The following is a 16,522-nucleotide window of genomic DNA, read 5'->3' on the forward strand; positions in this document are numbered from 1 at the left end:
CGAGCATTTATTGCAAAGTGTGTTGCTCGACAAACACTTGCGGCTCCATGCCTTCGCGGCTGACCAGGCGATTCAACTCGACCCTGGGCAGTCGCACGCTCAGCAGGCTGCGCCCTTCTTCATCATGCTCTTCACTCTGCACGGCACCCAACGCGAAGAATTGCGCGCGCAAGCGGGCAAAACGCTGCTCCAGGCACAGGGTTCCGACATAAAGATCATCCCCCAGCAATTCGGCAACTGCCTGGCCAACCAGCTCCAGGCCTCGTCCATCACGTGCCGATACCCAGACCCGCTGCGGCTTGCCGTCGGCATCGCGCTGGATCTGCGGCTCGACATCTTCGAGCAGGTCGAGTTTGTTATACACCTCGAGGATCGGCAAGCCTTCAGCGCCAATCTCGCCCAGCACCGCCAATACCTGCTCGATCTGCTCCATGCGCTCGGGCTCATGGGCGTCGATCACGTGCAACAGCAGGTCGGAGTTGCTCGACTCTTCGAGCGTAGCCCGAAATGCCTCGACCAGCTTGTGCGGCAAGTGGCGGATGAAACCCACGGTGTCGGCCAGCACGATCGGCCCGAGGTCGGCCAGTTCGAGCCGGCGCAGCGTAGGGTCGAGGGTGGCGAACAGCTGGTCCGCGGCATAAACCTCGGACTGCGTGAGGGCGTTGAACAGGGTCGACTTGCCGGCGTTGGTGTAACCCACCAGCGACACAGACGGGATGTCGGCACGCTTGCGCCCGCGACGGGCCTGCTCGCGCTGGCTGCGCACCTTCTCGAGGCGGCCCTTGATCTGGCGCAGGCGCACCCGCAACAGACGGCGGTCGGTTTCCAGCTGGGTTTCACCCGGGCCGCGCAGGCCGATACCGCCCTTTTGCCGCTCGAGGTGGGTCCAGCCGCGTACCAGCCGCGTGCTCATGTGCTCGAGCTGGGCCAGTTCGACCTGCAGCTTGCCTTCGTGAGTACGCGCCCGTTGGGCGAAGATATCGAGAATCAGCCCGGTACGGTCCAGCACGCGACACTCGAAAACACGTTCGAGGTTACGTTCCTGGCTGGGCGTGAGGGTGTGATTGAAAATCACCAGGTCAACGTCTTCGGTTTTGACCAGGTCGCGCAATTCCTCGACCTTGCCGCTACCGATCAGAAACTTGGCGGTGGGCTGATGCCGTGACACTGTCGCCAGTGTAACGATCTCGGCTCCGGCCGACAGCGCCAGCTCCTGAAACTCCTGCGGGTCTTCGCGCGCCTCAGGGTTCTGACCTTCCAAGTGAACGAGCAGCGCTCGCTCACCACCACCGTGGCGCTCAAAGAACAATGCAGGCTCCTACTGTTTTCAAGCGTTGCCTTGCTCGCTGTCGCCATGCTCGCCATCGGTCGGGCTGGGCAGACGAACTGGACGGGCAGGTACGACAGTCGAAATCGCGTGCTTGTAGACCATCTGGCTGACGGTGTTCTTCAGCAGCACGACGAACTGGTCGAACGATTCAATCTGGCCCTGCAACTTGATCCCGTTGACCAGGTAAATCGAAACCGGGACCTTTTCTTTTCTCAAGGTGTTCAAGTAAGGGTCTTGTAGCGAATGCCCTTTTGACATATGCCGCACTCCTGTAAGGATCAATAGTAAAAAACAAGAAAATTCAGTAATTGCTGCCGCCCTTCGCAAGAATAGACGGCAATAAGCAGGGACTCAGCTCAATATGGAGACGGCCCCAAGGTATTTCAAGGTGCGGGACAGATTGTCGCAGGCCAGACTATCCAGCCAGTGCACGTCGGACCAACCGCGCAGCCAGGTGAATTGGCGCTTGGCCAGCTGACGCGTGGCAATGATACCGCGTTCACGCATCTCATTCTCAGTTAGCTGGCCGTCCAGGTAATCCCAGACTTGCCGATACCCCACTGCCCGTATAGACGGCAACCCGGCGTGCAAGTCACTTCTGGCTCGCAGCGATCGGACCTCGTCGACGAAGCCCTGTTCCAGCATCTGCGAAAATCGTAACGCAATTCGCTCATGCAAAATGTGACGATCTGTAGGCGCTATGGCCAGGCTGGCGACAGTATAGGGCAAATGCCCGCTCACGCCTGCGTCTGCGCCGCGACTTTGCGCGAATTGACGCTGGCGGTGGGCGGTCATGCTCTCGCCGCTCACCCGATACACCTCAAGCGCGCGAATCAGGCGCTGCGGGTCATTCGGATGGATACGCGCCGCCGACTCGGGGTCCACCTCGGCCAGCTGGCGATGCAACTCGGCCAGGCCCAGCTCGCCGGCCTGGGCCTCAAGCTCGGCGCGAACACTCGCATCGGCCGGTGGCATGTCGGCCAGACCGTCGACCAAAGCCTTGTAATAAAGCATGGTGCCGCCGACCAGCAGCGGGATCTTGCCGCGCGCGGTGATCTCGGCCATGGCCTCGAGCGCATCGGTGCAGAACTGCTTCGCCGAATAGCTCTCGGCCGGGTCGAGGATATCGATCAGCCGATGCGGATGGGCGGCCAGCACCTCTTTCGAAGGCTTGGCAGTACCGATATCCATGCCGCGATAGACCAGCGCCGAATCGACACTGATCAGCTCGCACGGCAGCACCTTGGTCAGCTCGATGGCCAGGTCGGTCTTGCCGGCCGCCGTCGGCCCCATGAGGAATATCGCCGGGGGTTTCATGCTCATCTCATCGCCCCCGCAGGAACAGCTTGTCCAGGTCGTCCAGGCCCATCTGGGTCCAGGTCGGCCGGCCGTGGTTGCACTGGCCGCTGCGCTCGGTGTTCTCCATGTCGCGCAGCAGGGCGTTCATTTCCGGGATCGCCAGGCGCCGGTTGGCGCGCACCGCACCGTGGCAGGCCATGGTCCCGAGCAATTCGTTCAGGTGCGCCTGGATGCGGTCGCTGCTGCCGTACTCCATCAGGTCGGCGAGTACGTCCTGCACCAGGCGGTTGGCCTCGGCCTGCTTGAGCAGCGCCGGGATCTGCCGGATCGCCAGGGTTTCCGGGCCCAGGCGCTGCAGCTCGAAGCCCAGGCGCTGGAACCACTGGGCATGCTCTTCGGCGCAGTCGGCCTCGCGCTGGCTCAGCGCCAGCGACTCCGGCACCAGCAGCGGCTGGCCGCTCAGGCCTTCACTGGCCATGGCCACCTTGAGGCGCTCGTACATGATCCGCTCGTGGGCGGCATGCATGTCCACCAGCACCAGGCCGATGGCGTTCTCGGCCAGGATGTAGATGCCTTTGAGCTGGGCCAGGGCATAGCCCAGTGGCGGGATATCGCCCTGACTGTCCGGCAACGCGCCCGGCGCGGCCGTGGCGTTGTCCAGCGGTGCATAGAACTCGCGGTAGACCGCCTGGGCCTCGCCGGCAGCTAGCGGCTGGGACGGGCGCGGGGTGTATTGGTACTGATAGCCCGCACCGGCGCCGCCCGAGGAGAACGACTGACGCGCCTCGCCCTGGGGCTGCTCCAGTACCGGTGACGCCAGGCGCATTTCGCCCTGGGGGCCGAATTCCCCGGCCTGCTGGCCGCTCGGGCGAATCAGTTCGGCGGTTGCCGCAGGGGCCGCGAGCTGGTCCTCGGGCCGCACATCAGCCAGGGCCCGGTGCAGGGTGCCATAGAGGAAATCGTGGACCATCCGCCCTTCGCGAAAGCGCACTTCGTGCTTGGTCGGGTGCACGTTGACGTCGACACCGGTCGGGTCGAGCTCGAGGAACAGCACGAAGGTGGGGTGCCGGCCGTTGAACAGCACGTCGCGGTAAGCCTGGCGCACCGCGTGGGCGACCAGCTTGTCGCGCACCGCGCGGCCATTGACGAAGAAGTACTGCAGGTCTGCCTGGCTGCGCGAAAAGGTCGGCAGGCCAACCCAGCCCCACAAACGCAGGCCGTTGCGCTCGACGTCGATCGGCAAGGCCTGCTCGAGGAAGCCCGGGCCACAGATGGTACCGACACGCCGCGCCCGGGCCATCTCGTCGGCAGCCTCGTGCAGGCTGAAGATGGTCTTGCCGTTGTGGCGCAGGTGGAAGCCCACGTCGAAGCGCGCCAGCGCCAGGCGCCGGATGACTTCCTGCAGGTGATCGAATTCGGTTTTCTCGGCCTTGAGGAACTTGCGCCGGGCCGGGGTATTGAAGAACAGGTCACGCACCTCCACCGAGGTGCCGACCGGGTGCGCGGCAGGCTGCACGCGCGGGAGCATGTCGCGGCCTTCGGTTTCCACCTGCCAGGCTTCGCCGGCATCGGCGGTGCGTGAGGTCAGGGTCAGGCGGGCCACCGAGCTGATCGACGCCAGAGCCTCACCGCGAAAGCCCAGGCTGAGCACGCCTTCGAGGTCTTCCAGTTCACGGATCTTGCTGGTGGCGTGGCGCGCCAGGGCCAGCGGCAGGTCGTCCGGGGCAATGCCGCTGCCGTTGTCGCGTACCCGCAGCAGCTTCACGCCGCCCTGCTCGACCTCGACTTCGATGCGCCGGGCGCCGGAGTCGAGGCTGTTTTCCAGCAGCTCCTTGGCCACCGAGGCAGGGCGCTCGACGACCTCGCCCGCGGCGATCTGGTTGGCCAGCCGCGGGCTGAGCAGCTGGATGCGCGAACCGCCATTCATTGTTGCGACGCCAGGGTGGTGCCCGGAATGTCGAGGTGCTGGCCGACTTTCAGCTCATCGGTCTTCAGGCTGTTGCTGCTGCGCAGGCTGGCAACGCTGACCTGGTAGCGCACGGCGATCATCGCCAGGGTCTCGCCGGGGCGCACGGTGTGATCGCGCGGGCCCTGGGCAATCTTGCCGCTGTCACGCAGCCAGGCGATGTAGGTGCCCGGTGGCGGGTTCTGCTGGAAGAACTGGCGCACGCCGGTATGGATCGACCGGGCCAGTGCCTGCTGGTGGCTGCGGGTGGCCAGCTTGGCCGCCTCGCTGGCATTGGAGATGAATCCGGTTTCAACGAGGATCGATGGAATGTCCGGCGACTTCAGCACCATGAACCCGGCCTGCTCGACGCGCTGCTTGTGCAGCGGGGTGACCCGGCCCATGTTGCCCAGCACCTTTTGCCCAACGTTGAGGCTGGAGCTGAGGGTGGCGGTCATCGACAGGTCGAGCAGTACCCCGGCGAGCATGCGGTCCTTGTCGTCGAGGCTGACGTTGCCGGCGCCGCCGATCAGGTCGGAACGGTTTTCCGTGTCGGCCAACCAGCGCGCGGTCTCGGAGGTGGCACCGCGGTCGGACAGGGCGAATACCGAGGCACCGAAGGCGGCCTTGGACGGCGCGGCGTCGGCGTGAATCGAGACGAACAGGTCAGCGCCCTTCTTGCGGGCGATCTCGGTGCGCTTGCGCAACGGGATGAAGTAGTCGCCGGTACGGGTCAGCTCGGCGCGGTAACCCTTCTCGCTGTTGATCTGACGCTGCAGTTCCTTGGCGATGTCGAGCACGATGTCTTTCTCGTGCTGCCCACGCGAGCCCGAGGCGCCCGGGTCTTCGCCACCGTGGCCGGCGTCGATGGCAACGACGATGTCGCGCTTGCCGGCAGGCGCCGGTGGCAGCTTGATTGCCGGTTGCACCGGGGTCACCGGCACCGCCGGCGTGGTCGCAGGCGGCTGCACCGCCGGGGGCGGTGTCGGGTTGCTGGCGGCGATGGCGTCGGCTTCCTGATCGTACAGGTCGACCACCAGGCGGTTGCCATACTGGGCATTCGGCGCCAGGGTGAAGCTCTTGGGCGATACGGCCTTTTTAAGGTCGATCACCACGCGCAGGTCGGTGGGCGTGCGCTGGGCCGAACGCATGCTGTTGATCGGCGTGTTCGAGGTGGCCACGTTCAGCGGCCCGCCCAGGGTGGCACCGTTGATATCGATGACCAGGCGATCCGGCGCGGTCAGGGTGAAGACGCTGTGCTGTACAGGCCCGGACAGGTCGAAGACCAGCCGCGTGTTGTCCGGCGCACGCCACAGGCGCACGCTCTTGACTTGAGTGACAGCCGCCAGAGCGTCAACGGTCACCGTTGTCAGCAGCAGCCCAACGACAGCGACCAGTGCGCGTATGCGCATACCTTTCCCCACTTACTGTTTGATTTTCTTGGCCAGATCGGCACACCAGGCTTCGCCGCGTGCCCCCTGCGGCGACAGGTTCAGCGAGCGCCCGCCCGCTTGCGGGCTTATGGTAATGGTCAGGTCGGGCTTTGGCAAAACGCCCGCACCTTTATCGGGCCACTCGAACAGGCACAGGGCGTCGCCCTCGAAGTAATCGCGAATCCCCATGAATTCAAGCTCTTCCGGATCGACCAGACGATACAGGTCGAAGTGAAAAGCGCGAATGTCGCCGATCTCGTAGGGTTCGACCACGGTGAAGGTCGGGCTCTTGACCGGGCCGGTGTGGCCCAGGCCACGGATCAGGCCGCGGGACAGGGTGGTCTTGCCGGCGCCCAGGTCGCCCTCGAGAAAGATCACGCCATGACCGCCGGTCACTTCAGCCAGCTTCGCGCCGAAGTCGACGGTGGCCTCTTCATCGGCCAAAAACAGGGTTATGCCAGACACGCTGAATGTTCCTCCAACAATTCTCTAATGACCGCAACCAGATCGCTGGCCGCCAGGCCTCTTCCCTCAACCCCCAGCCGCTCGCCGGCACGGGCATGCAGCCACACCCCCAGGCAGGCTGCCTGCCAGGCGTCCAGCCCTTGGGCCAGCAGCGCTGCCAGCACCCCGGTGAGCACATCCCCCAGCCCCGCGCCGGCCATGGCCGGATGACCGTGATCGCACAACGCCAGCCGCCCGGCGGGGTCGGCCACCAGCGTACCGGCGCCCTTGAGCACACAGACGCTGGCATATTTACGCGCCAACTTGCGCGCGGTACCGGGCCGGTCGGCCTGCACCGCTTCGGTGGAGATCCCCAGCAGGCGCGCTGCTTCCCCCGGGTGCGGGGTCAGCACGCTGCCACTGGGCAGCGCCAGTGGCGATCGCGCCAGCAGGTTGAGCGCATCGGCATCCCAGACTTGCGGCAAATGCGCATTGGCCACCGCCGACAACAGGCTGCGACCCCAGGCCGCCTGCCCCAGCCCCGGCCCGACCACCAGCACCGAGGCTCGCTCCAGCGGCCCCATCAACTGATTGGCTGAGCTCACGCCCAACCACATGGTTTCGGGCAAACGGGCCAAGCCGGCAGCGACATGTTCGGGGCGCGTGGCCACACTGACCAGGCCGGCGCCACAACGCAGCGCGGCTTGCGCACTGAGCATCACCGCCCCGCCGGTACTCAGGTCGCCACCGACCACCAGCACGTGGCCGAAGTCACCCTTGTGGGCGCCGGCAGCACGCGGCGGCAGGCCGGCCAGGGTCAACCGATTGAGCGGTTGCGGGGCATTACCGAGGTGTTTGGTCTGAGGCATGGGGTCAAAGGCTCCGATGTCTGGCAGAATTATACGCACCTACACCCGTAATGCCTTGCCCATCCATGCCCGCCACGCTTCCAGACATCAACACATTGGCCCAATCGATCAAGGATTGGGGCCAGGAACTCGGTTTTGCCCACGTCGGCATCGCCGGCGTGGACCTTGGCGAGCACGAACAGCACCTGCAGCGCTGGCTCGCGGCCGGCTACAACGGCGAGATGGAATACATGGGCGAGCACGGCACCAAGCGTTCGCGCCCTGCCGAGCTGATCCCCGGCACCCTGCGGGTGATCTCGCTGCGCATGGACTACCTGCCGGGCGACACGCAGATGGCCCAACGCCTGGCCCAGCCGGAAAAAGCCTATATCGCGCGCTACGCCCTGGGCCGCGACTACCACAAGCTGGTGCGCAAGCGCGTGCAGCACTTCGCCGACCGCATCCAGGAGGCCATCGGCCCGTTCGGCTACCGCGCCTTCGTCGACAGCGCCCCGGTGCTGGAGAAAGCCCTGGCGCAGGAGGCCGGCCTGGGCTGGATCGGCAAGAACACCTTGCTGCTCAACCGCAAGGCCGGCAGCTACTTCTTCCTCGCCGAGCTGTTCGTCGACCTGCCGCTGCCGATCGACGGCGTACAGGGCAGCGACCACTGCGGCCGCTGCCAGGCCTGCCTGGACATCTGCCCGACCCAGGCGTTCGTCGGCCCTTACCAGCTCGATGCACGGCGCTGCATTTCCTACCTGACCATCGAGCTGCGCCACGCCATTCCCGTGGAGCTGCGCCCACTGATCGGCAACCGGGTGTTCGGCTGCGACGACTGCCAGCTGGTCTGCCCATGGAACCGCTTCGCCAAGACCACCACCGAGGATGACTTCATGCCGCGGCGCGGCCTGGACAACGTCGAGTTGGCCGAGCTGTTCCTGTGGGATGAAAAGCGCTTTCTCGGCAGCACCGAAGGCTCGCCGTTGCGGCGTGCGGGGTACGAGCGGTTTTCCCGCAACCTGGCGGTGGGGCTGGGCAACGCGCCCACCACGATCCCGGTTGTAGAGGCGCTGAAAGCGCGGCGCAATGACCCGTCGGCGTTGGTGCGCGAGCATGTGGAATGGGCGCTGGAGCGGCACGGCGCCCTGTAGGCAATCATTCAGCCTTTCGGCGTGCGCAATCGCACAACGTGAAAGCGGCAGTACGTGGGAGCGGGCTTGCCCCGCGATCTCGGCGAAGCCGGTGCATCCAATCGCGGGGCAAGCCCGCTCCCACGGGCAGCCGAACAGCTCCTGCATCCCGCAGCAGCCGCGCACCATTCACTGCTGGTCGTTGTAGTGGAACTTGGGCATTTCCCAGTGAAAACGGATCGCCAGCAGGCGCACCAGGAACCCGCCGAACAGGGTCAGCAGCATCGCCTGCTCCGCCGGCACCTTGAAGTACACGCAGCCCAGGTAGAACCACGCCGCCGCGAACGACACGCTGGCGTACAGCTCGCGCCGGAACACCAACGGGATGTCGTTGCAGAAGATATCCCGCAGGATGCCGCCGAACACCCCGGTGATCACCCCGCTGATCGAGGCCACCAGGAAGCCCTGCCCCATTTCCAGTGCGGTCATGCAGCCGATCAGGGTGAACGCCACCAGCCCCAGGGCATCGAGCACCAGGAACAGTGAGCGCAGATGGCGCATCAACGGCGCGATGAAGATGGTCACCAGCGCGGCAAAACTGGTCAGCACCAGGTATTCCGGGTGTTTTACCCAAGTCAGCGGATAGTGCCCGAGCAGCACGTCACGCACCGAACCGCCACCCAGGGCGGTGACGCAGGCAATCAGCACCACACCGAACCAGTCCATGCCGCGTCGGCCGGCAGACAGGGCGCCAGTCATGGCTTCGGCGGTGATGGCGATGAGGTAGAGCATCAACAACATGGTGCAGGTCCGTGCGGGAAAGGCGCGCAGTCTACCCAGTCGCGCGGGGCACCAAAAGAGGGCGCGCCGACGATTGTCGGCGCACGGCAAGGTCAGACCTTGATGAAATGCTCGCGGTAGTGACGCAGCTCGGCGATCGACTCGCGAATGTCGTCCAGGGCCAGGTGGGTGCTGCCCTTCTTGAAGCTGTCACGCACGTTCGGCGCCCAGCGCGCGGCCAGTTCCTTGAGCGTGGAGACATCGAGGTTGCGGTAGTGGAAGTAGTTTTCCAGCCCGCGCATGTGCCGGTACAGGAAGCGGCGATCCTGGCAGATGCTGTTGCCGCAGATCGGCGACTTGCCCTTGGGCACCCACTGCTCCAGGAAGGCGATGGTCTGCGCCTCGGCCTCGGCCATGCTGATCTTGCTCTCGCGCACGCGCTGGGTCAGGCCCGAGCCGCCGTGGGTGCGGGTGTTCCACTCGTCCATGCGTGCCAGCACTTCATCGCTGTGATGAATGGCGATCACCGGGCCTTCGGCCAGGGTGTTCAGCTCGCTGTCGGTGACGATGGTGGCCATCTCGATGATGACGTCGCTGTCCGGGTCCAGGCCGGTCATTTCCAGGTCGATCCAGATCAGGTTCTGTGGGTTCTGCATGAAAGTGCTCCTCGAATAGGCCGTCATATTAGCCCAGCAAGGCGGTGCGTGGGCGGGCCATGCTAAACTGCCGCGGTTTTCTCACTGCCCCGCCGATACGGAACCTTCATGGCCAAACGCCAGCTCAACCGCCGCCAGAACTGGCGCATCGAAAAGATCCAGGGTGAACGCGCCGCCCGCGCCGCCAAACGCGAGCAGCATGCACTGCAAGAGCTCGAAGGTGGCGACCTGGGGCCGGAGCAGTTGGGCCTGGTGATCGCCCACTTCGGTGTGCAGGTCGAGGTCGAGGCCCAGGACGGCGACACTGCCGGCCAGGTATTCCGCTGCCACCTGCGGGCCAACCTGCCGGCGCTGGTCACCGGCGATCGCGTGGTATGGCGTGCCGGCAACCAGGGCATCGGCGTGATCGTCGCCCAGATGCCACGCAGCACCGAGCTGTGCCGGCCGAACAATCATGGCCAGCTCAAACCGGTGGCGGCCAACGTCGACCTGATCGTCATCGTCTTCGCACCGGCACCGGAACCGCACCCCAACCTGATCGATCGCTACCTGGTGGCCGCCGAGCATGCCGGTATCCGCCCACTGCTGCTGCTCAACAAGGCCGACCTGATCAACGACGAGAACGCCCCGACGCTCAACGCCATGCTCGAGGTGTATCGCGGGCTCGGTTACCCGTTGCTGGAAGTGTCGGCCCACCAGGGCGACGGCATGCAACGCCTGCAACAGACGCTGGATGGCCATATCAGCGTGTTCGTCGGCCAGTCGGGGGTGGGCAAGTCGTCGCTGGTCAACAGCCTGCTGCCTGACGCCGGCACCCGCGTCGGCGACCTGTCCGAATGGTCTGGCCAGGGCACCCACACCACCACCACCGCGCGGCTCTATCACTTCCCCAACGGCGGCGACCTGATCGACTCCCCAGGTATCCGCGAGTTCGGCCTGGGCCATGTCAGCCGCGACGATGTGGAAGATGGCTTCATCGAATTCCGCGAGCTGATCGGCCATTGCCGCTTCCGCGACTGCAAACACGACCGCGAGCCGGGCTGTGCCTTGCTCAAGGCACTCGAGGCGGGCAGCGTGACGCAGCAGCGGATGAACAGCTACCGCTCGATCATCGCCAGCCTGCCGCAAGACAGCTACTGAGGCTGCGGCAGAGCGCTGGGCTCACAAGCCCTGTGGGAGCGGGTTCACCCGCGAAGCAGGCGACGCGGTGTATGGCACCGGCTTTGCCGGTGTTCGCGGGTAAACCCGCCCCCACAGGCCCTTCACAAAGCAAAACGCCCGTGACTGCATAGGCAATCACGGGCGTTCTGTCTGGCAGCAACCGGCTTACTGGTTCTTCTGCTCGTCCATCTTCAACACGCCATCCTCGAAAATGTTCAGCTTCTGGCGCAGTTCACGGGGCTGCATCGGCTCCTGCGCCGCCGCACCACCGGCCGGCGGTACCGCCGGAGCGGCCGCGCCCGGCGTGCCATTGGCAGGCGGGGTAGCCTCGGGCTGTCCGTCCGGCGCGCCCTGCTCACCCTCGATGGTGCGCTGGGCCTTCTTGGTCAGGACGATGATGTCGATACGGCGGTTGACCGGGTTGAACGGATTCTTGCGGTCGAACAGCGACGACGACGCGTAACCCACCACACGCGCCACCTGCTCATCCGGGTAACCACCCGCGACCAGCGCACGACGCGCGGCATTGGCACGGTTGGCCGACAGCTCCCAGTTGCCGTAGTCGCCGGTCCCCGAGTACGGCTTGGCATCGGTGTGGCCACTGATGCTGATCTTGTTCGGCACCGCCTTGATGGTGTCGGCCATGGCCAGCAGGATGTCTTCGAAGTACGGCTGCAACCGCGCACTGCCAATGTCGAACATCGGCCGGTTCTCGGCGTCCATGATCTGGATGCGCAGGCCGTCCTGGGTGATCTCGAACAGGATCTGGTCCTTGAACTTCTGCAGCTGCGGGTTTTCTTCGACCTTGTTCTGCAGCTCCTGCAGCAGCAGCTCCAGGCGCTCGCGCTCGACCTGCTCAGCCATGGTCTCGACCTTGTCCTTGTCCAGCTGGATGCTGGTATCAGGCGTCGGCTCGGACTTGGTCTCGGGGTTGATGGTCTTCTCGGGGGCCAGCTGTGGCGAACCACCCAGGTCGATGATGTAGGGCGTGCCGCTTTCGGAGAAACCGATCGGGTCCTTGAAGTAGCCGGCAATGGCGATCTTCTGCTCGGGCGTGGCGGTGGACAGCAGCCACAGCACGAGGAAGAACGCCATCATCGCCGTGGCGAAGTCGGCGAAGGCGATCTTCCAGGCGCCGCCATGGTGGCCTCCACCGAAGCGCTTTACGCGCTTGATGATGATGGGCTGATTGTTTTCCATGGCTTAGCGACCGCGGACCGCTTGTTCCAGCTCGGCGAAGCTTGGACGGTGCTTGGGGTAAAGCACCTTGCGCCCGAACTCGACAGCCAGCGAAGGCGGCATGCCCGAGGCGGACGCGACCAGCGAAGCCTTGATCGACTCGTACAGGTTGAGCTCTTCCTTGGCATCGTGCTCCAGGCACTTGGCCAACGGGCCGAAGAAGCCATAAGCGGCCAGAATACCGAAGAAGGTACCGACCAGCGCCGCACCTACGTGCAGGCCGATCGACGCCTGGTCGCCTTCGCCCAGCGACGCCATGGTCACCACGATACCCAGTACCGCCGCGACGATACCGAAGCCGGGCATGCCGTCGGCGATGCCGTTCACCGCGTGAGACGGGTGCTCCAGCTCTTCCTTCATGCTCAGCAGTTCCATGTCGAACAGGCCTTCGAGCTCGTGGGGAGCCATGTTGCCGGTGGACATGATGCGCAGGTAGTCGCAGATGTAGGCGGTCATGCGTTCATCGCCCAGTACGGCGGGGTACTTGGCGAAGATCGGGCTGGCGGCGGCGTCTTCGATGTCACCTTCGATGGCCATCATGCCTTCGCGGCGACTCTTGTTGAGGATCTCGTATACCAGGCCCAGCACTTCCAGGTAGAAAGTATGGGTGAAACGGCTGCCGAACATCTTCAGCGACTTCTTGACCACATGCATGGTCATGTAGCCAGGGTTGGCCTGAAGGAACGCACCGAACGCGGCGCCGCCGATGATCAGCACTTCGAACGGCTGAATCAGCGCCGCGATCTTGCCGTGGGAAAGCACGTAGCCGCCGAGCACGCTCGCGAATACGACGATGATGCCGATAATTTTAGCCATAGGTTCAAAGCACTTGCTGTCGTGGTCAGGGTCGGGGACGGGAGCTTTAAAACTCTTCTTCTACTTATCGGCACAACTGCGCCAGACTATAGCCACTCATCGCGAAAAGCCAGTTCGGACTGATGTCAAAATGCCAATTGAAACCAAGGTGCCAAGTAAGGTTCCCGCGACGCTAGAGGCCTGGGTAAAGCTGCTCGATGGGGTGCGCCTGCCGGTGCCGAAAGAGAGCCACGACCAGGTGGTCAAGGCCATCGGCGACAGCCGCCGCTCGCTGCGCGAGATCGCCGAACTGCTGCAGGACAGCCCCGCCCTGGTGCTGTGCGTGATGCGCGAGGCCAACCATCCGGCCAGCCCCAGCCAGGCCGACCCCGCCGAAAGCCTGGAAGTTGCCCTGAATCGCCTGGGCCTGGAACGTACCAGCCAGCTGCTGGCACGCCTGCCCACCCTGCCCGGCGACGACATCCCGCCGGTGCTGCGCCAGTTCCTGCTGATCAGCCAGCATGCCGCGCAACAGGCCAACGGCCTGTTCGCCAGCCGCCTGGCGCGGCTGTGGCAGGAAATCCACTGGGGCAGCCTGCTGTTCCTCTCGCCGCTGTGGCCGCTGGCCCTGGCCTACCCGAAACTGCTGGACACCTGGGAGCTGCGGGTTATCCACAAAGGCGAGGACGCCGCCACGGTCGAGCATGAACTGTTCGGCGTGCGCATCATGTCGTTGTGCCAGGCCGTGGCCGAGCACTGGCGCCTGCCCGGCTGGGTCACCCAGGGCTATCGCCTGCTGATCGACGAACGCGAGCAACTGGCCCAGGTACTGGCCATCGCCCGCGAACCCGAGGCCCTGGCACAACAACAGCGCCTGGACGAGGAGCCGGCCCTGCGCCGCTGGTTCAATCAGCCGCACAATACCGTCTTGCTCGCCAATGGCCTGGCGCTGGCGGCCCAGGTCGGCTGGGACAATCCGCACCTGCTGCGCTGGCAACTGCTGACCGCGCTGTACCTGCAGACTTCGCTGGAAGATGTGCAGCAGCAGGTCCACCAACAGGCCGCGGCCAGCGCCCGCCACCATGCGCGCCACGCCTTATTCCACCCGGCCGAAGCGCTGATCTGGCCCTGGCACCAGCGCCGCCCGCACCCGGACATGCTCACCCCGCCGCCGCCCAGCGCCGAAACGCTGGCGCACTGGCGCACGCTGTGCCAGGAACTGCTGGCCCAGCCAAGCCCGTTCTCCAACACCGTGCACCTGGCCACGCAAGCACGCGAGGCGCTGCTGGCGTGCGGCATGCAGCGCATCATGCTGCTGAGCCTGGACAAGGCCAGCGACTACCTGCGCGTGCAGCAGACCGCCGGGCTGCCCAAGGAGGCTGACGCCATGGCGCTGGCGATCGGGCAGAACAAACTGCTGCAAAAGCTGATGAGCAAAGCCGGGCAACTGCGCCTGACGCCCGACAACCACGCCCAGTTCGCCGCACTGTTGCCAGCCCCGCTGCGGGCGTTCTTGCGCAGCGAGCACCTGCTGCTGCGCTCGCTGGCCGTCGGCGAGCAGGTGCTGATGCTGGCGGTGGTCGACCAGGGCGGCAAACCGCTGGCCGATGTCAGCGTGCAAGCCTTCGGCAAGACCGCGCAATGCATCGAGCGCGCACTGGCCGTGTTTGCCAACCGCAACGCCTGAGCCTTGCGCTACAATCGCTGCTCTTTCCACCCTGGAGACCGTGGATGACTGACTTTTCCGGCTTGCCCCTGGTGATCGAAGCCGAAGACCTGCTACCGCGCCTGGCTTCGCCACAGCTGATCCTGGTCGACCTGAGCAGTGCCAATCGCTACGTCAGCGGGCACATCCCAGGGGCCCGCTTCGTCGAGGGCAAGCGCACCCAGCTGGGTCAACCGCCAGCACCCGGCCTGCTGCCGGCACTGGGCGACCTGGAGAAACTGTTCAGCGAGCTCGGCCACCGCAACGATGCCGTCTATGTGGTCTACGACGATGAAGGGGGCGGCTGGGCCGGGCGCTTCATCTGGCTGCTCGACGTGATCGGCCACCCGCACTACCACTACCTCAACGGCGGCATCCAGGCCTGGCCGGCAGACAAGCTTTCCACCGAGGTGCCGGCACCCGCCGGCACCCCGGTGCGCCTGCAGTTGCACGGCGAGCCGACCGCCACCCGCGAATACCTGCAAAGCCGCCTGGGCGCCGACGACCTGGTGGTCTGGGACGCCCGCGGCCCGCAGGAGTTCAGCGGCGAAAAGGTCCTGGCCGCCAAGGGCGGGCACATCCCCGGCGCGATCAACTTCGAGTGGACCGCCGGCATGGACCTGAACGACCACCTGCGCATCCGCAAGGACATCGCGCAAGTGCTCGAACAACTGGGCATCACCCCAGACAAGGAAGTGATCACCCACTGCCAGACCCACCGCCGCTCCGGTTTCACCTACCTGGTGGCCAAGGCCCTCGGTTACCCACGCATCAAGGCTTACGCCGGCTCGTGGAGCGAATGGGGCAACCACCCCGACACGCCCGTAGAAGTTTAAGGACGCTCAATGAAATCCCGTTTGTTCATCATCAGCCAGCACCTGCTGCCGCACCACTTGCTGTCGCGCCTGGCCGGCTGCGTCGCTGAATGCCGCGCCCGCTGGTTCAAGAATGCCTTCACCGCCTGGTTCGCCAAGCGCTACCAGGTCAACATGTCCGAAGCGCTGGTCGAAGACTTGACTGCCTACGAGCACTTCAATGCCTTCTTCACCCGTGCCCTCAAGCCCGGCGCTCGCCCGCTGGACGAGACCCCCGGCGCCATCCTCTGCCCGGCCGACGGCGCAGTCAGCCAGCTCGGCCCGATCGAGCATGGCCGCATCTTCCAGGCCAAGGGCCACAGCTTCAGCGCCCTTGAGCTGCTGGGCGGCGACCCGGCCCTGGCCGCCCCCTTCATGGGCGGCGAGTTCGCCACCATCTACCTGTCGCCCAAGGACTACCACCGCGTGCACATGCCGCTGGCCGGCACCCTGCGCGAGATGGTCTACGTGCCGGGCCGGCTGTTCTCGGTCAACCAGACCACCGCAGAGAACGTCCCCGAGCTGTTCGCCCGCAACGAGCGTGTGGTCTGCCTGTTCGACACCGAGCGTGGGCCGATGGCGGTGGTACTGGTTGGCGCGATGATCGTCGCCTCGATCGAGACCGTCTGGGCCGGGCTTGTCACGCCACCGAAGCGCGAGCTCAAGACCTTCCGCTACGACGAAGCCAGCCGCGCGCCGATCCACCTGGAGAAAGGCGCCGAACTGGGTCGCTTCAAGCTGGGCTCCACGGCGATCGTGCTGTTCGGGCCAGAGCAGGTGAAGTGGGCTGAAAACCTCGGCGCAGCGTCTGCCGTGCGCATGGGTGAACTGCTGGCGCAGCCAGCCCAGGCCTGATCCGCCGCCGCAATGAAAAAGGCCCTGCATCTGCAGGGCCTTTTCTTT

General features: G+C 65.2%; 16 protein-coding genes. 5 read left to right on the forward strand and 11 right to left on the reverse strand.

Annotated elements, in window-relative coordinates; all coding sequences use genetic code 11:
- Positions 1–7: 7 nt before the first annotated feature.
- The 7 genes from hflX to DM373_RS25205 form a co-directional block, all read right to left on the reverse strand.
- The gene (hflX, locus tag DM373_RS25175) at positions 8–1,309 is read right to left on the reverse strand and encodes a ribosome rescue GTPase HflX (RefSeq protein WP_110996132.1); all 1,302 of its coding nucleotides are present in this window, start codon (positions 1,307–1,309) and stop codon (positions 8–10) included.
- An 18-nt stretch (positions 1,310–1,327) separates the two neighbouring features.
- Positions 1,328–1,588 carry an RNA chaperone Hfq gene (gene hfq / locus DM373_RS25180; protein ID WP_110996133.1) on the reverse strand — a complete coding sequence of 87 codons (261 nt, stop codon included), beginning with the start codon at positions 1,586–1,588 and terminating at the stop codon, positions 1,328–1,330.
- A gap of 93 nt (positions 1,589–1,681) precedes the next feature.
- Positions 1,682–2,653, reverse strand: a complete 972-nt coding sequence (gene miaA / locus DM373_RS25185) for a tRNA (adenosine(37)-N6)-dimethylallyltransferase MiaA (protein ID WP_110996134.1) — start codon at positions 2,651–2,653, stop codon at positions 1,682–1,684.
- Between the two features lies 1 nt (position 2,654).
- Positions 2,655–4,556, reverse strand: coding sequence for a DNA mismatch repair endonuclease MutL (gene mutL, locus DM373_RS25190; RefSeq protein WP_110996135.1), 1,902 nt, complete (start codon positions 4,554–4,556; stop codon positions 2,655–2,657).
- Positions 4,553–5,986 carry an N-acetylmuramoyl-L-alanine amidase gene (locus DM373_RS25195; protein ID WP_110996136.1) on the reverse strand — a complete coding sequence of 478 codons (1,434 nt, stop codon included), beginning with the start codon at positions 5,984–5,986 and terminating at the stop codon, positions 4,553–4,555. Before DM373_RS25195 ends, mutL begins: the two co-directional genes overlap by 4 nt.
- Before the next feature lie 12 nt (positions 5,987–5,998).
- Positions 5,999–6,463 carry a tRNA (adenosine(37)-N6)-threonylcarbamoyltransferase complex ATPase subunit type 1 TsaE gene (gene tsaE, locus DM373_RS25200; protein ID WP_371923667.1) on the reverse strand — a complete coding sequence of 155 codons (465 nt, stop codon included), beginning with the start codon at positions 6,461–6,463 and terminating at the stop codon, positions 5,999–6,001.
- Positions 6,460–7,320 carry an NAD(P)H-hydrate dehydratase gene (locus tag DM373_RS25205; RefSeq protein ID WP_110996138.1) on the reverse strand — a complete coding sequence of 287 codons (861 nt, stop codon included), beginning with the start codon at positions 7,318–7,320 and terminating at the stop codon, positions 6,460–6,462. Before DM373_RS25205 ends, tsaE begins: the two co-directional genes overlap by 4 nt.
- Before the next feature lie 65 nt (positions 7,321–7,385).
- On the opposite strand from DM373_RS25205, the gene queG reads away from it, so the two are divergent.
- A complete protein-coding gene (queG, locus tag DM373_RS25210) occupies positions 7,386–8,450 on the forward strand; it encodes a tRNA epoxyqueuosine(34) reductase QueG (protein ID WP_110996139.1) in 1,065 nt (354 codons plus the stop codon).
- Between the two features lie 168 nt (positions 8,451–8,618).
- Here the strand turns inward: queG and DM373_RS25215 are convergent, their stop codons facing one another.
- Together DM373_RS25215 and orn are read right to left on the reverse strand one after the other, a co-directional pair.
- Positions 8,619–9,230 (reverse strand): trimeric intracellular cation channel family protein, encoded by a 612-nt coding sequence (locus tag DM373_RS25215; RefSeq protein WP_110996140.1) that lies wholly within the window; start codon positions 9,228–9,230, stop codon positions 8,619–8,621.
- Between the two features lie 92 nt (positions 9,231–9,322).
- A complete protein-coding gene (gene orn, locus DM373_RS25220) occupies positions 9,323–9,865 on the reverse strand; it encodes an oligoribonuclease (protein WP_110996141.1) in 543 nt (180 codons plus the stop codon).
- A gap of 108 nt (positions 9,866–9,973) precedes the next feature.
- Between orn and rsgA the strand changes: the two genes are divergently transcribed.
- Positions 9,974–11,005 (forward strand): small ribosomal subunit biogenesis GTPase RsgA, encoded by a 1,032-nt coding sequence (gene rsgA, locus DM373_RS25225; protein ID WP_110996142.1) that lies wholly within the window; start codon positions 9,974–9,976, stop codon positions 11,003–11,005.
- A 186-nt stretch (positions 11,006–11,191) separates the two neighbouring features.
- On the opposite strand, the gene motB is transcribed toward rsgA, so the two are convergent.
- Together motB and motA are read right to left on the reverse strand one after the other, a co-directional pair.
- On the reverse strand, positions 11,192–12,226 hold the full coding sequence (motB, locus tag DM373_RS25230; RefSeq protein ID WP_110996143.1) for a flagellar motor protein MotB: 1,035 nt from the start codon (positions 12,224–12,226) through the stop codon (positions 11,192–11,194).
- Between the two features lie 3 nt (positions 12,227–12,229).
- Positions 12,230–13,081, reverse strand: a complete 852-nt coding sequence (gene motA, locus DM373_RS25235) for a flagellar motor stator protein MotA (protein WP_110996144.1) — start codon at positions 13,079–13,081, stop codon at positions 12,230–12,232.
- A 130-nt stretch (positions 13,082–13,211) separates the two neighbouring features.
- Here motA and DM373_RS25240 point away from each other — a divergent pair, with 130 nt between their 5' ends.
- The 3 genes from DM373_RS25240 to asd are packed head-to-tail and all read left to right on the forward strand — an operon-like array spanning position 13,212 to position 16,474.
- Positions 13,212–14,747 (forward strand): HDOD domain-containing protein, encoded by a 1,536-nt coding sequence (locus DM373_RS25240; protein ID WP_110996145.1) that lies wholly within the window; start codon positions 13,212–13,214, stop codon positions 14,745–14,747.
- A 44-nt stretch (positions 14,748–14,791) separates the two neighbouring features.
- Positions 14,792–15,601 carry a rhodanese-like domain-containing protein gene (locus DM373_RS25245; protein WP_110996146.1) on the forward strand — a complete coding sequence of 270 codons (810 nt, stop codon included), beginning with the start codon at positions 14,792–14,794 and terminating at the stop codon, positions 15,599–15,601.
- 9 nt (positions 15,602–15,610) lie between these two features.
- On the forward strand, positions 15,611–16,474 hold the full coding sequence (gene asd / locus DM373_RS25250; RefSeq protein WP_110996147.1) for an archaetidylserine decarboxylase: 864 nt from the start codon (positions 15,611–15,613) through the stop codon (positions 16,472–16,474).
- Positions 16,475–16,522: the final 48 nt, after the last annotated feature.

Origin of the sequence: Pseudomonas sichuanensis, from assembly GCF_003231305.1 — a bacterium.
GTDB classification, from domain to species: domain Bacteria; phylum Pseudomonadota; class Gammaproteobacteria; order Pseudomonadales; family Pseudomonadaceae; genus Aquipseudomonas; species Aquipseudomonas sichuanensis.